This window comes from Candidatus Endoriftia persephonae (assembly GCF_023733635.1).
Taxonomy (GTDB): Bacteria; Pseudomonadota; Gammaproteobacteria; order Chromatiales; family Chromatiaceae; genus Endoriftia; species Endoriftia persephonae.
In genome coordinates, this window is sequence record NZ_CP090569.1 from 1,700,793 (window position 1) to 1,716,509 (window position 15,717).

Below are 15,717 nucleotides of genomic sequence, written 5' to 3' on the forward strand. Positions count from 1 at the left end.
GAATGAAGATAAATCAAGTTTACCTTATATTCCTAATAATACTGTCTTTATTTCCATGCTCATTAAAATATAGACTGAGTTTATGAGGTTTTTTAATCCATATTTCTGTTAATGATCTAACGGCATAGATTAATAAATGATTCGGTCATATACTTGAATAAAACCTGTTAACAAATGTGTAATAATAGATACAAGGAGCATGTTATGACCAGTACGGGTAAAAAAACGGATTTTATTCGGCAAGGTGATCATCGTTTGCTACGAGAACTGGAACATGATCCTTATCATTCCAAAACCAAATTGAAAGAACCGACAGTCTGTCCAGTTTGCAGTGCGGTATACCATAAAGGACATTGGCAATGGGGTACGATACCGGCGGATGCACATGAAACGATGTGTCCGGCATGCCATCGAATTCATGACAAGGTGCCGGCCGGTTTTCTTACAATCAGCGGCGATTTTTATGTGCAACATAAAGATGAAATCCAGGCGCTGATTCTTAAAGTAGAAAAACGGGAAAAAAGCGAACATCCGCTTAAACGTATCATGGGAACGGAGACGGAGGATGGTGAAATGATTTATAGCTTTACTGATGCGCATCTGGCGAGAGGAGCGGGGGAAGCCTTGCATCATGCCTATAAGGGCAAACTGGATTATCAGTATACGGAGGGCGATATTATGCTTCGTGTTAGCTGGAAGCGTTAAATCGTTATACAAGCCCAATAATCTGGCGCCGACTATTTGCAGGTCGGAATGAGCAATACAGGGAATATACAATCATATGGACAAGGTTTCATGCTATAGGCATTGTCAAATTGCAACTTCTACGGGACCCACTACCACCTCTGCGGGCTCCGCCGTGGGAGGACGATTGGCCGGGGGGTAGCCAGGATCCCTCTGAGCTATGAGTTAACACATGAGCCGTTGCCTGCGAGAGGAGCGGAGCTGTTAAATCGGCATTGCGTCGAGAAAGCAAATTCCTATCCCTTGAACTCGTCTGACTGGAGATCCAGGAGGATCAACACGCTTCTCGACCTTCTGCACAATGGGTTATCTCGAACTCCAGTGTGGAGTGGGAGATGGAGAACCGCTGCGTTAATACCTCTTTGAGGGCTGCCTTGGTTGGTTCCATTTGACTAACATCTGAGGTCACCACATGCGCTTCCAGCGCGTTGCGGTATTCATCAAGCTGCCAGATATGGACGTGATGGACGTTGCTTACGCCGGCCACCTGCTGCATGGCATGGATGACATCATCGATAACAATATCTTTCGGCGTGCCCTGCATGAGGATGTGCAGGGTTTGTGGCAACATCGTGGCGGCCTGATAGAGTACGTAGGTGGCGATGAGCAGCGTCAGCAGCGTGTCACTCCAGTACCAGCCATAGAGCAGAATCAGGGCGCCGGCGATGATGACCCCGACCGAGGCCAGGGCGTCCGAGACGTTATGCAGGAAGGCGGCGCGGATGTTCATGCTGGTTTTGGACATATGGTAGGTGAGTATCGCCGTGGCTATATCCACCACCAGTGCAATTCCGGCAACGATGACCACCGTCCAGCCTTCGATCACCTGCGGTTCGAAAATACGCCATATCGCTTCATAGATGAGATAGAAACCGATCAGCACCAGTGTTACCAGATTGATGAGTGCGGCGATAACCTCGGCCCGTTTGTAACCAAAGGTCTTGAAATGGTCAGCGGGTTGCCGACCAATTTTACGCGCCACCCAGGCAATGAACAGTGAGCTGGCGTCGCTGAAATTGTGCAATGCGTCAGCGATCAGCGCCAGGCTGCCTGAGATCACGCCGCCGATCACCTGTGCCAGCGTCAGTAGCATATTAAAGGCGATGGCAATTGCCAAACGACGGTCGCCCATTGTCTCTACATCATGATGCTGGTGATCGTGATCCACCGGTGGCTCTTTGCTGAATGCATTAATACTCCCATATTACTTATAGAGTAGCGCTAATCCTCCTTATCTTTCGAATAGTACGCGGCGCGGGAAAACACCCCATACAGCACCGGCAGCACAAACCACTATGCCAGAATTCTGTCCCCGGAATTCGCTGCCTGTGATGCGTGGAGCTGAAGGTAATATCAGCGTAGTCCTCACAGTTCCACTTCCGGCTGCTGGTCTGTCAGCCAGTAGAAGCGGTAGGGCGGTATCACCAATTGCTCTTTGAACAGGGCTGGTGACTCGCCGCTGCAGAGGTCTTTGACCTGGCCGTAGCAGAACATGCCGCGGTTGCCGAGTTCGTTCAGGTTGATGTATTGGGGTGAGGCGTCGAAGTTGGCGACTACCAGCACCCGGTCGCCGCTCTGGTTGGGGTGGCTGCGCCAGAAGGCGAACAGGTGTGGGTTGTCGAGTTCTAGCAATTCGCGGTTGTTGAAGTCGGCGAAGGCGGGAATGCTCTTGCGCACCGCGATTATCTTCTTCAGGCCGTCAAAGATTTGCTGTTCGACAGTGCCGTGGCGTAGCCGCAGCTCGGCTTTCTGCCAGTCGAGCTGCGGACGATGCATCCAGCGGTTATCGCCGGCCTTGCTCTCATCCTGCAGAAAACTGCAGTCGTTGAGAGTACCGATCTCGTCGCCGTAGTAGAGCAGTGGGATGCCGCCGAAGGAGAGGATCATGCCGTGCAGTAGTAGGATCAGTTTGACAGCGCGCTCGATTGCCTCCGGATCGTCCTGTTCCAGTGCCCACTCCAGCCCCACCAGCGAGGCCAGCGAGCCGGAGATACGGGCGTCACCGGTCTTCTCATTGACGCCGAAGGGTTGTCCCTTGGCCTCAGAGTCGTCGTAGGTGCCGGTGAAGTAGTCCACCAGAAAGCGTCGGTGGGCGAGGGGTTCGTAACCGGCAAGGCGGATGTCCCGGTCATCGAAGCCGAGGCCGATGTCGTCGTGGCAGCGGATATAGTTGAGCCAGGTGGCGCGGTCGAGTTTGTCTGGCAGGTTGCGGATGCCCTGGTTGAGCAGCTTGGCATTGCGGGTGGCGACCGCATCCCAGAGTAGCGCCATGAAGGTGGCGTTGTAGGCGATCTCACACTCCTTGGCGATCACCGCATCCTCGCCGAAATATTTGATGATCTCTACCGGCGCGACGATCGCCTCGGCGATAAACAATACGCCGGGGGCGGTGACTTGGCAGCAGTCCTTCATCAACTGCAGGATCAGGTGGGCCTCGCGCTCATTCTGGCAGCTGGTGCCAATCTTCTTCCAGAGGAAGGCCACTGCATCGAGGCGTACGATGTCGGCCCCCTGGTTGGCCCAGAATAGGATGATGTCGATCATCTCGATGAACACCGCCGGATTGCTGTAGTTCAGATCCCACTGGTAGTCGTGAAACACGCTCATCACCCACTTGCCCATCGTCTCGTCCCAGGTGAAGTTGCCGGGCGAGGTCTCGGGGAAGATCTCAGGCATGGTCTCCTCAAACATGTCGGGCACGTCGCGGTTGCCGAAGATGTAGTAGTAGTCCTGATATTTTTGCTTGCCGCTGCGGGCCATCTGCGCCCAAGCGTGTTCGTCGGAGGTGTGGTTGACCACCACGTCGAACACCAGCAGCATCTCCCGTTTGTGCATGGACTCGGCCAGCTCGCGCAGGTCGTCGAGGTTGCCGACGCGGCTGTCGAGCTGGCGGAAATCACTCACCGCATAGCCGCCATCGCTGGCGCTCTCGGGGCACTTCAGCACCGGCATCAGGTGAACCATGTTGATCCCCAGCTCCTGCAGATAGGGGAGCCGTGAGCGGACCCCCCGCAGGTCGTCGGCGAAGCCGTCGGCATAGAGCGCCATGCCAACCCATTGCTGGCTGAGAAACCAGTTGTGCTCCTTCTCCCGTGCTATATCGCTCTGTTCCAGCTGCTTGCTGCGGGTGATGTATTGGTTGGCCATTACTTCCACCAGATTGATCATCTGTTCGGTGAAGTCGCTACGCTTGCCGTAGAGCAAGTGGAACAGGCTGTGGATGGCGTAGAAGTTGGCGCCGAGACGAGTGTAGAAGTGGCGCAGATCCTGGCGCCGGATCTCCGGCTTGAGGCGGTCGAGGATCTCGTTCAGTAGGGAGTGGGCGACCTGTTCGTACATGCTTGGCTTCTTTTATGTTGGGGTGGGGCAGGGTATCAGAGTCCCCACTGCTGTTTCAGTCTCTGGTAGAGGGCGGTATCCCGCACGGTTGCGCCACGCATGCCGACGATCAGCGAGGCAAACACCTGGGCGCGGCTCAGCATGCTGGCAAGATCCCAGTCCCTGAGCAGCCCCAGGATGCAGATGCTGGCGAAGGCGTCACCGGCACCCACTGTGTCGACCACCCTGGTGTCGCTGGTGGGAACGATCTCGGCGTGGTGCTGCTGGCTGTTCAGTGCAAACGCGCCCTGGCTACCGCGGGTGACGATGATCAGCTCGAGTTGATGGCACTGCAGCAGGTGCTCCGCTTTGTTCTGCAGGTTCTTGCTGCCCGGCAGCAGGGTATTCACCTCGTCATCATTGAGCTTGGCCCAGGTAGCGTCATCCAGCATCTGGTTGATCGATTCCGCATTCCACCAAGGGGGGCGCAGGTTGACGTCCAGGAAGATCGGGGCTGGATGGCTCTGTTTCAGACTGGCGAGGGCGCTGGCCGAGTGGGGCTGGCGTAGCGCCAGACTGCCATGGTAGATCAGGGTGGCCTCGAGCGGTGGTAGCGCATTGGCCTGAATGAAGTCATAGGCGCGCTCGGCGACAATCTCGAAGTGTGGCTCGCCATCCTGGATGGTCACCTCGACGCTGCCGGTGGGGTGGGCAGAGTCGAGCTGCAGCGCGGCGCTGCTCAACCCCCACTGCTGCATGGTGTCGCGGATCCGCCGCCCCAGCGAGTCGTCCCCCACGCGGCTGATGAAGAGGGGGGCTGCGCCCAATGCCTGCAGATGCCAGGCGACATTGAAGGGGGCACCGCCCAACACACGGCTGCCATCTTCAAAGCAGTCGAACAGCACTTCGCCAAAGATGATCGGGTGTGATTCCATTTCTGCCTCAGCTTATTGGGTGGTTTGTCTGATAACTCGGCAATCAAACATCGCGCCTGCTTGCACGGCCCTATCTGACTGGAGCCGGATCTAGAGATGACTCTCAACCCCCTCGATCAGTGGCTGCAACTCGGGGTGGAAGTGGGCGACGCCCTCCAGAATGCCGGCGCTATAGTTGCCATTCATGCCGAAAAGCCCGCCGCTGGCCAGGTAGAGTGCAGGGAGGGTACCGTTGATGCGACTGGCGGCGATCGCATCCTCTACCACTGAGGGCATGGCGTTGGCGACCAGCACCGAGGGGATCGGGCTCGCCAGCACCGGCAGATCGTTACCGCTATCACCGGCAAACAGGGTCTGATGGCGCGGGATGCCGAGATAATCTTGCAGGAACTCTACTGCATGCAGCTTGCTGGCTCGGCGCGGAAGGATATCGAGCAGGCCAACGCCAGCCGGCTCATCGACGCTGAGAATCAGGTTGGCGGCGACACCATACTGCTGAAAGCGTGCCTCTATCTTTTTCACCAACGACTGCTGCTCCAGGTGCAGTGGTAGATAGTAGCTGAGCTTGTAGCGGTTCTGTTTGCTGTGCTCTTGCAACCGCAGGTTGTCGAGATCACTCAGCAGCAGGCGTAGTGCCTGGTGATCGAGACCGTTCCAGTCGGGAGCGATCTCCTCCTGCCAGTGGGACCAGAGCTGCCAAGCTCCCTGTCGAAGGTCGTAGATCGTGCTGCCGACATTGCTGATGACAAAGTCGGGACGTGGCAGCAGATAGTTCTTGATCGCTTCCTGCACCAGACGACGATCGCGTCCGCTGACAAACACCAGGATCACTTCTGGCTGCTCGACCAAATGGGTGAAGCGCCAGCGTGCATCCGGTGATTCAGGCTCGACCCCGTTGGGCAGCAGAGTGCGGTCGAGGTCGGTACAAAGCAGCAGCGGAGTCGTCATCTGGTGCTCCCCTCGGGCTCCGCCAGCTGACAGCTGCGGAAGAAGTCGTAGTGCTGCAGCGCTTCGAGGATGCCCGCGGCGTAGGGGGCATGGGCGAAATAGATGCGTTCGGCGTCTTCCAGCTGCGACAGCTCCTCATGGTGGCGGTTGCCCACCACCACCGCCAGGGTATTGCCACGCATCATATCCTCGTCGGCGCCGGAGCCGCCGGCCACCAGGATGCGTTCCAGCGGGATGCCCCAGTGCGTCGCCATGAAGCGTAGCGCCAGCCCCTTGGAGGCGCGGATCGGCAACACATCGAGGAACTGGCCGAACGAGAGCACCACGTTGACCGAGAGCTCCTCCTGGTGCAGCAGCTGGTTGATCTCGTCGAGACAGGGCGCCTTCTCCGGATCGATGTAGTAGCTGATCTTGAAGTGGCTCTGTTCGACTCGCGGCTGCGGCTGCAGACCGGGCAGCGCGTTTAACACCCGGCGTACCAGTTGCGGGGTCCACTGTTTTTCGATGTGGCGGGTCCAAGCCGTGTCCTCGGTCAGTTTCGGCGCATAGTGGATGGCGCTGCCGCCGCTGGTGATCAGCACGTCTGGCTCCGGGATGTGGTACTTTTTCATCACCTTCAGGGCCGAGTCGAGGCGGCGGCCGGTGGCGATGCCGAAGGAGACGCACTTACGATTTTTTCGTAGCAGGCTGACCAGCTCCGCCAGTGATCCCTTATCACCCAGCAGATTTTGATCGAGGTCGGTAAAGATCGCCCGGTCGTGATAAAGCATGGGACGCCGACCGCGTGCAGTGCGCACCAGCGGTGGGGCAGTCTTCGCCACGACCGGCAGTACCATCTCCAGATAGCGCTGCGCATGGGCATTCCAGACGTAGTGTTCACGCACCCCCTGCAGGCCGAGAACCGAACGCTGCTGCCACTGCTCCCAGTCGAGCAGCACGCTCTTCAGGGCGAGGGCGATATCTTCCGGGTCGAGGGGGTCAATCAGCAGGCCATTCTGACAGTTGGCGGTGATGTCGCGGGGGCCGCCATCCTCAGTGGCGACGATCGGCAGACCGCTGGCCGCCGCCTCGATCAGGGTCAGACCGAAGGGCTCGGTCAGTGCCGGATTGACGAACACGCCGTTGGAGAGCGCTGCCAACCGGTAGATCAGCGGCACGTCATCCGCTGTGTGGTGTTTGGGGTAGGCAACCTTGCCATACAGGTCGTAGCGATCGATCAGTTGCAGCAGCTCCCCCAGCACCTCTTGGGCGCCGTTGTCCAGCTCGGCGATATCATCCCGATTGCCGAGCACCACCACCAGATTGGCCATCGCCTGTAGCTCTGGGTCTTGGCCGTAGGCGGTGAGTAGTGCGGCGATGTTTTTGCGTGGGTCGGGGCGTGATAGGGCGAGGATGATGGGGCGTTCAGGCTCGCGGAGAAAGCGCCCCAGTTCGTCGGCGATATGGGTCTGCCACTCACCACCCTGGGGGGGGTGAAAACGGGTCAGGTCGGTGCCAGGGGGGATCACCACCATCTGTTCGGGTTGGTAGTGGTCGTAGAGCTCGTACTGCTCTTCGATCTCCTGATGGGTGCTAGTGATGACCCGCTCGGCGGAGGCCAGGGTCATCTCCTCCGCTTCGATGCGCCGCGACATCCGGTAGCGCTCCTCCACCTCGGTGGCGCTGATGCCGCTGGCGAGCAGGCGGCGGCGCTTGACCCGGCCCAGTGAGTGGCCGGTGTGGATCAGCGGCAGGCCGAGGATGTGTGAGAGGCGACAGCCGATATAGCCTGCATCCGCATAGTGGCTGTGCAGCAGGTCGGGCAGCTGCTGTTGTTCATCGAACAGCCTGGTGGTGTTGTCGATGAAGCTGTCGAGATGTTCCCACAGCGCCTCTTTTGGGAGATAACCCCGAGGCCCTGCCTCGATGCGAACGATGCGTGCGCCGTTGCCCAGATCCTCCAGTGGTTGCGCATAATCCTGGTGCACGTCTGGATCGTCGACCAGGCGTGTGAGCAGGTCGACCCTGCCGACAGCAGGTTGATTGGCCAGCGCCTTGGCCAGTTCAACCACATATTTGGTCTGACCGCCGGTATCGGCATCACGGCCCAGTTCCAGATCCTCGCCCCGGATCAAGCCATGCACACTAATCAGACAGAGGTAGAGTGGTTTGCTGTTATCGATGGTGGCTCCTGAGCCAAGATGCGTCACTGACTGGTCTCACCTGTTCGACTTCCGCCCCGGCCGTTCTCTGGGAGCGTTTTCTGTCACTGATGATAGTCGAAATGGTATCGCTCACACCATAGAAGACGTTTTGCAACAGGCTCTTTTGCTGGGCTGCAGGAGTGTGGGACGCGTCGTCCCCTGGGAGGGCAACCGGCCCGACCCTGCTGTGTAGTGCTCAGGGGCCTCTTCAGCAGCTCGCTGCGCAGATGGAGACGTGGCAGGTGGGGCGAAAAAAGGTCTGTGTTTTTCTAAACGGGCATACAGTATGCCAGAGGACGCCGGAAGATTTCAGCAACAAATATGCCATTTATCTGCTAAGCGTGAGCCTTATCACGGCGCCAAATCATCCTAGTTGATCAGTTTGTCGGAAAAAGTAATTTTAATTCGCAGAAAAAAGGAAGAAAAAATCAACGATTAACCGGGTGATCGAGCATGGCATGGAGCACTTTTCAGCGGCAGATTTTTGCCCCGATTCTTTTCGCAGCGGTTCTCTTGAGTATTTCTATTGAGAGTCATGCAACCACCATGGCGGCGATGACAGGCCCTCTGGGACCTGGAGTGACCTATACCGACAGTTCCACCCCGGTCATCGTCAAGGCCGCCCAGGGAGGACAGCCCAACACCATTGTCTACATGCCGCCGGGCAGCCCGGCGCGTGGCAGCCAGTTTGGACCCTACACTTACGAACACGGCTTCATCTGTATCGGGCCTCCCGATGACGGGCCGAGGCAATTCCACTCCTGCCTGAACGATGCAGGCCTCACCTGGAACACCCAAAATGCCGGTGGCACCGGCGGCCCGGACGACCGTGAGGTGCGTGAGCATGCCGCTGCCCTGGGTTCCGACTTCGAGGAAATGGCGGAGCTGATCGCACCGGAGGCGATCCCCAACACGGTATTGCAGACCGGGCCTTCCCGTAATGGCGGGATGCGCACCGCCTACATTCGCAGCAACGGTATCAATGAGTTGGGTCCGGATGACCCCTTCTACCTGGTGGGTTTTAAGGAGATCGGCTTCTGGAGCGAAGTCAACAACATGGATAACTGGAGTCGAGGTGATCCGAATCTGTTTGAGGTGCGCGATCTCGCTCACATCTGGCACATGCACAATCCGACCTCGATCTGGGGCAGCATGACAGTGCCGAACCATCGCCTGATCTGGATCACCGCCGGCCCGAGCAACTATGGGCCGTTTATCCCGTTCAGCATCGATGATCCCTACATCCATGAAGCCTTCAAAGACAGTAGCTACGAAAGCTCGATTATCAGCAATCCCTATACGCATGAGGAGATTGCTGAGATCGAGGATCTGATCATGGCGCCGGATGGCGCGGTGATGGGTGACATCCGCGAGATTCAGCGACGCATCGTCGAGCGGCTGCCGATCATCCCCGCCGCGGTCCTGCTCACCAGCAGCAGCCTGCCAGACGGCAACGTGCTGGAGAACTACAGTGCTAGCCTGAGCGCCTATGGTGGCGCCAAGCCCTACAGCTGGCATCTGGTGGATGGTGCGCTGCCGCCCGGTTTGCTGCTGGCCGATGGTGTCATCAGCGGCCTGCCCATCGACGATGGCCTCTACCTCTTTACCATCGAGGTGGTGGATGCCAATGGTAACAGTGCCAGACGCGATCTCTCGATCAAGCTCAGTGACCCGGAATCGACCCTGTTGGAGGCGCGCTTCGATAGCGGTAACGACGGCTTCGTCTATCAGGACGACAGCTTCCGAGGCACCAGCCAGCCAGTCTATGCTGCCGGCATCTGGCAGCCTGCCGGCGGCACCAGTGGATGTACCCACCGAGCTGATCCTCTCATTCCGCTACAAGCTGAGTCAGAGCACCTTCTATGCGGGGAATGAGCTGGTTCAGCTGATGCTGAACCTCGACGGCGAACTGGTCGGTCTGGGCAGTGATGATTTTCTCGCCCAACAGCAGGCGGGTGACAATGCGCAGACCGATCAGTGGCACAGCGTTGAGATCAACCTAGGTAACCTGGCGATGGGCGAGCACAGCCTGATCGTCGGTGCCTACAGCGACAGGAAATCCGACCTGAACCAGACCAGCGCGCTGCGCTTCGACGACCTGATGCTGGTCTACGCCAACCGACGCCCGCAGGCGCAAATCTCAGCCAGCCGCACGCTTGGTGCCATCCCGATGGATGTGGGCTTCAGCAGCAGCGGCTCCATCGACACCGATGGCACCATCGAGAGCTATCTGTGGAACTTCGGTGATGGCAACAGCTCCAGTGATGCAGATCCGCTCCACATCTTCGAGAGCCCCGGCCTCTACAACGCGACCCTCACCGTTACCGATGACCAGGGCGCCACTGACAGTGCAACCCTTACCATCGAGGTGGCGGCGGAGGAGGATGTCGATCCGCCCAGTGAACCGACGAATCTCAGTGCGACCCCGATCAAGTCGGATCGCATCCAGCTGAGCTGGGATGCCTCCACGGACAACACCGGGGTGGCCGGCTACCGTATCTTTCGCGACGCGATAGAGATTGCGGATATTCAGGAGACCAGCTATCTGGACCAGGTACTCAGCCCGGCTACGCTCTACGACTACTGGGTTATCGCCTACGACGCTTGGGGCAATGAGAGCACGGAAGCCATGTTGGCGGTCACCACTGGTGATGCGCCGGCACTGGCCACTCTGAGCCTAACCCCGACCACACTGCTGGTTGAGGTGGGGGGCACCCGTCAGTTCGATGCCCAAGGCACAGATCAGTATGGTGACCCGATCATGGAGACCTATAGCTGGTCATTGACCGGAGGCGGCACGCTCAACCAAAGCGGCTACTTTCAAGCTGAAACGGTCGGTGAGTTCACCCTGACGGCAGCTTCAGGGGGCGTCAGCGCCAGCGCCGCGCTCACCATCATCCCGTTCAACGATCCCCCGGTGGCGCGCAACAGCAGCGTGACTACCGATGAGGACCAGCCTGTCAGCGCCAGCCTCGATGTGGAAGATGTCGACAATGAGCAGCTCAACTACCATCTGCTCACTGCACCGAGCATGGGAACCCTGGAGCTGAATCCCAGCACTGGCGCCTTCATCTACACCCCGGCGCTCAATGAGCACGGCAGCGACAGCTTCACCTTCAAGGCCGACGACGGCGAGAAGGAGTCCGGCATCGCCACTGTCAGCCTCACCATCACCTCGGTAAACGATGCGCCGCAGATCGTTCAGGGTGAGCAGCTCAATATGCCCGCCAGTGAGGATACCCCAGCAAGCCTGAATCTGAGCGCCACTGATGTGGACGGTGATGCGCTGAGCTGGTCGCTCCCAATCCCGCCTGAGCAGGGCAACGCCAGTGTCGATGCTGATGGTCTGGTGAGCTATACCCCCGCCGCTGATGCCAGTGGGACCGCCCAGTTCGTGGTCGAGGTGAGTGACGGCAGCTTGAGCGACCGCATCACCATCGATGTCACCATTACCGCGGTCAATGATGCACCCACTGTCAGCGGCGCTAGCCTCACCACCGATGAAGACCAGCCGGCCAGTGGCACCCTGAGCGGGACGGATATCGACAGCGAGGCACTGAGCTACCGTATCAGCCGACAGCCCACCCTGGGTAGTGTGACTTTGGTTGCCGAAACCGGGGCCTTCACCTACACCCCGACAGCCGATGCTCATGGCAGTGACAGCTTTGCGTTTGTGGTGAGCAATGGCGAGGTGGAATCTGAGCCTGCCGAGATTGCCATCACCATCAACCCGGTAAACGATGCGCCGCAGATCGTTCAGGGCGAGCAGCTCGATATGCCCGCCAGCGAGGATACCCCAGCAAGCCTGAACCTGAGCGCCACTGATGTGGACGGTGATGCGCTGAGCTGGTCGCTCCCAATCCCGCCTGAGCAGGGCAACGCCAGTGTCGATGCTGATGGTCTGGTGAGCTATACCCCCGCCGCTGATGCCAGTGGGACCGCCCAGTTCGTGGTCGAGGTGAGTGACGGCAGCTTGAGCGACCGCATCACCATCGATGTCACCATTACCGCGGTCAACGATGCGCCCACTGTCAGCGGCGCGAGCCTCACCACCGACGAAGACCAGCCGGCCAGTGGCACCCTGAGCGGGACGGACATCGACAGCGAGGCCCTGAGCTACCGCATTAGCCGCCAGCCCACCCTGGGTAGTGTGACTTTGGTTGCCGAAACCGGGGCCTTCACCTACACCCCGACAGCTGATGCTCATGGCAGTGACAGCTTTGCGTTTGTGGTGAGCGATGGCGAGGTGGAGTCTGAGCCTGCCGAGATTGCCATCACCATCAACCCGGTAAACGATGCGCCGCAGATCGTTCAGGGTGAGCAGCTCAATATGCCCGCCAGTGAGGATACCCCAGCAAGCCTGAATCTGAGCGCCACTGATGTGGACGGTGATGCGCTGAGCTGGTCGCTCCCAATCCCGCCTGAGCAGGGCAACGCCAGTGTCGATGCTGATGGTCTGGTGAGCTATACCCCCGCCGCTGATGCCAGTGGGACCGCCCAGTTCGTGGTCGAGGTGAGTGACGGCAGCTTGAGCGACCGCATCACCATCGATGTCACCATTACCGCGGTCAACGATGCGCCCACTGTCAGCGGCGCGAGCCTCACCACCGACGAAGACCAGCCGGCCAGTGGCACCCTGAGCGGGACGGACATCGACAGCGAGGCCCTGAGCTACCGCATTAGCCGCCAGCCCACCCTGGGTAGTGTGACTTTGGTTGCCGAAACCGGGGCCTTCACCTACACCCCGACAGCTGATGCTCATGGCAGTGACAGCTTTGCGTTTGTGGTGAGCGATGGCGAGGTGGAGTCTGAGCCTGCCGAGATTGCCATCACCATCAACCCGGTAAACGATGCGCCGCAGATCGTTCAGGGTGAGCAGCTCAATATGCCCGCCAGTGAGGATACCCCAGCAAGCCTGAATCTGAGTGCCACTGATGTGGACGGTGATGCGCTGAGCTGGTCGCTCCCAATCCCGCCTGAGCAGGGCAACGCCAGTGTCGATGCTGATGGTCTGGTGAGCTATACCCCCGCCGCTGATGCCAGTGGGACCGCCCAGTTCGTGGTCGAGGTGAGTGACGGCAGCTTGAGCGACCGCATCACCATCGATGTCACCATTACCGCGGTCAACGATGCGCCCACTGTCAGCGGCGCGAGCCTCACCACCGATGAAGACCAGCCGGCCAGTGGCACCCTGAGCGGGACGGACATCGACAGCGAGGCCCTGAGCTACCGCATCAGCCGCCAGCCCACCCTGGGTAGTGTGACTTTGGTTGCCGAAACCGGCGCCTTCACCTACACCCCGACAGCTGATGCCCATGGCAGTGACAGCTTCGCGTTTGTGGTGAGCGATGGCGAGGTGGAGTCTGAGCCTGCCGAGATTGCCATCACCATCAGCCCGGTGAACGATGCGCCGCAGATCACTCTGGGTGAACAGACCACCATTGCAACCGCTGAAGATACTCCGCTGAGCTTGGCTTTGAGCGCCAGCGACGTGGATGGTGACGCGCTGAGCTGGTCGATTCAGACCCCGCCGGGGCAGGGAAGCGCTACTATCGATGCGAGTGGCCTGGTGCGCTATACGCCTGATCCGGATGTGAATGGCACGGATGAGCTTCAGGTGCGCGTGATCGACCCCAATGGGGCAGTCGACAGCATCACCTTCCGGATCCTGATCGGTATCGAAAACGATATGCCGAGTGCCACTAGCGCCAGCCTGACTACCGATGAGGACAGACCGCTAGTGGGCACGCTGATTGCCAGTGATCCCGATGGAGATCCACTGCGCTTTATCATCCTGACGCCACCCAGCACGGGCAACCTTGCGCTGGATGAGCAGAGCGGTGCATTCACCTTCACACCGTCGCCTAACCTGCATGCTTCGGACAGCTTTAGCTTCAAGGTGAATGACGGCATGCTGGACTCCAGCCCCGCGACTGTCCGTATCGATATCCGATCGATCAACGACCGCCCGACAGTGAGCGGCGCCAGGTTGAATCTCGTTGAGGATGGTGTGGCCAGTGGCAGACTGCAGGCCAGCGACGCCGATGGAGACAGGCTCCTCTACACTCTTGTCGCTGAGCCTGCCAAAGGGGTGCTGAGCCTCAATGGCGCCACCGGCAAGTTCAGCTATACCCCGGCAGCGCATGCCAATGGTGATGATAGTTTCAGCTTCAAGGTTAATGATGGGCAGCTCGATTCCGAGATCGCCCAGGTTGAGATTCATATCAACTCGGTCAACGATGCCCCGCTTGCCTCAGCCGCATCGCTTGAAATAGATGAAGATGGTGCGATTCAGGGCACCTTGGTAGCCAGCGATGCCGATGGGGATGCACTCAGCTACAGGCTGATGAGTCACCCCACCAAGGGCAGTCTGCGACTCGATAGCAGCAGCGGTGAGTTCAGCTACACGCCGAAGGCTAATCTGAATGGCCGCGACAGCTTCAGCTTCAAGGTCAGCGATGGCAGGCTGGAGAGTGCTGTGGCTACGGTCAAAATCAGCATCAAGGCCGTGAATGACAGGCCGCTGCTGCAACGAGGCATCAACGGCCTGGTACTGAAACAGGGTGAGAGCCGCCGGATCCGCTTTGTAGTGCGGGATGCTGATCTGGATGATGAACACAGCTTCACCATCACCGAGAGTCGTCTTGGTAAGGTCGAACTCGATGCCAATCAGATGAGCTTCACTGCCAGTCAGGTCGGCAGCGAGACCCTGCAGGTCAGGGTGAGCGACACTGCTGGCGCTAGCAACACGCTGGATCTAAAGATTACCGTCAATTCGGCAGAGATAGCGGATGCCAACGGTGATGGCCTGAGTGATGAGCAGGCGCAGCAGCAGGGGCTCGATCCTGCCGCTGAGAATGCTGATTCCGACGCGGATGGGGTGCCAGATGCCCAGGAGTTGGGCGATCCTGAACATCCCAGTGACCGAGACGGCGACGGCATCATCGATGCTTTGGAGGTAGGCTTGGAGGCCTCCCAGGATTCGACCAGCCTCGCTTTTCGGATCCCCGCACCGACGGCTGAGAGGCTGGGCCTGCCAGCGTTGCAGGGGCAGGCGATCACAATCGCATCGAGTGACGGGCAGCGCCTGATCGCGCACAGCAGTGGGGAAACTGGCCTGCCGATCCTCAATGAGGAACAGGGCGTCGAAGATAACCGGCATCGCTTCCCGCTGGGCATCTTCGACTTCAGCGTCGAGGCCCCCAATGGCAGCGCCAGGGTGGTGTTCAGCTTTCCTGAAGAGGTCGACCTGCCCGCTGATGCGGTGGTGCGAAAGCTCGACACCAATAATCAGTGGCAGGACTACCCATACGCCACCATCGACCACGCCGCACACACCCTCACCCTCGAGCTAACTGACAACGATGGCTGGGACCGGGATCCAGCCGTAGGTGTGATCCGCGACCCGGTGGGGCTGGCAGTGGCTGAGGAAGGCACCAGTACGCAATCGACTAGCAGTGGTGGCGAGAGCGGTGGTGGTGGCAGCATCGGCCCGCTGTTTGGGTTGCTGCTGCTATTGCTACCGGCAGTGCAACCCCGGCGGCGGAGGGGCTGATTTTTCAGGCTGGCAGCCTAAGGGATCGGGATGG

Annotated in this window: 8 protein-coding genes; 3 read left to right on the forward strand and 5 right to left on the reverse strand. The window is 59.1% G+C overall.

Annotated features, from left to right (window positions below; translation table 11 throughout):
- Nucleotides 1-204: 204 nt before the first annotated feature.
- Nucleotides 205-705 (forward strand): BCAM0308 family protein, encoded by a 501-nt coding sequence (locus L0Y14_RS07655; RefSeq protein WP_081417750.1) that lies wholly within the window; start codon nucleotides 205-207, stop codon nucleotides 703-705.
- A gap of 313 nt (nucleotides 706-1,018) precedes the next feature.
- Here L0Y14_RS07655 and L0Y14_RS07660 read toward each other — a convergent pair whose 3' ends face one another.
- The 5 genes from L0Y14_RS07660 to L0Y14_RS07680 all read right to left on the reverse strand — a co-directional run bounded on the left by L0Y14_RS07660 (nucleotide 1,019) and on the right by L0Y14_RS07680 (nucleotide 8,134).
- Complete coding sequence (locus tag L0Y14_RS07660) at nucleotides 1,019-1,912, reverse strand: cation diffusion facilitator family transporter (RefSeq protein WP_005964848.1); 894 nt, start codon at nucleotides 1,910-1,912, stop codon at nucleotides 1,019-1,021.
- Nucleotides 1,913-2,109: 197 nt separating this feature from the next.
- Nucleotides 2,110-4,083, reverse strand: coding sequence for an alpha-amylase family glycosyl hydrolase (locus L0Y14_RS07665; protein WP_005964850.1), 1,974 nt, complete (start codon nucleotides 4,081-4,083; stop codon nucleotides 2,110-2,112).
- A 35-nt stretch (nucleotides 4,084-4,118) separates the two neighbouring features.
- Nucleotides 4,119-4,997, reverse strand: a complete 879-nt coding sequence (locus L0Y14_RS07670) for a carbohydrate kinase family protein (protein WP_006475668.1) — start codon at nucleotides 4,995-4,997, stop codon at nucleotides 4,119-4,121.
- 90 nt (nucleotides 4,998-5,087) lie between these two features.
- Nucleotides 5,088-5,945: an HAD-IIB family hydrolase gene (locus tag L0Y14_RS07675; RefSeq protein WP_006475669.1), complete on the reverse strand. Its 858-nt coding sequence runs from the start codon at nucleotides 5,943-5,945 to the stop codon at nucleotides 5,088-5,090.
- Nucleotides 5,942-8,134, reverse strand: a complete 2,193-nt coding sequence (locus L0Y14_RS07680) for an HAD-IIB family hydrolase (RefSeq protein WP_005964865.1) — start codon at nucleotides 8,132-8,134, stop codon at nucleotides 5,942-5,944. The genes L0Y14_RS07675 and L0Y14_RS07680 overlap by 4 nt, the downstream gene beginning before the upstream one ends.
- A gap of 507 nt (nucleotides 8,135-8,641) precedes the next feature.
- Between L0Y14_RS07680 and L0Y14_RS07685 the strand changes: the two genes are divergently transcribed.
- Together L0Y14_RS07685 and L0Y14_RS07690 are read left to right on the forward strand one after the other, a co-directional pair.
- Nucleotides 8,642-10,003 (forward strand): Ig domain-containing protein, encoded by a 1,362-nt coding sequence (locus L0Y14_RS07685; RefSeq protein ID WP_240991738.1) that lies wholly within the window; start codon nucleotides 8,642-8,644, stop codon nucleotides 10,001-10,003.
- Entirely contained in the window at nucleotides 9,894-15,683 is a 5,790-nt protein-coding gene (locus tag L0Y14_RS07690; protein WP_251859295.1) for a tandem-95 repeat protein, read from the forward strand. The genes L0Y14_RS07685 and L0Y14_RS07690 overlap by 110 nt, the downstream gene beginning before the upstream one ends.
- Nucleotides 15,684-15,717: the final 34 nt, after the last annotated feature.

Bases quoted from the DNA above. Each gene is read 5' to 3' on its own strand.
- L0Y14_RS07670 (WP_006475668.1), bottom strand. From the start codon at position 4,997: ATGGAATCACACCCGATCATCTTTGGCGAAGTGCTGTTCGACTGCTTT.
- L0Y14_RS07665 (WP_005964850.1), bottom strand. From the start codon at position 4,083: ATGTACGAACAGGTCGCCCACTCCCTACTGAACGAGATCCTCGACCGC.
- L0Y14_RS07675 (WP_006475669.1), bottom strand. From the start codon at position 5,945: ATGACGACTCCGCTGCTGCTTTGTACCGACCTCGACCGCACTCTGCTG.
- L0Y14_RS07690 (WP_251859295.1), top strand. From the start codon at position 9,894: ATGCTGCCGGCATCTGGCAGCCTGCCGGCGGCACCAGTGGATGTACCC.
- L0Y14_RS07655 (WP_081417750.1), top strand. From the start codon at position 205: ATGACCAGTACGGGTAAAAAAACGGATTTTATTCGGCAAGGTGATCAT.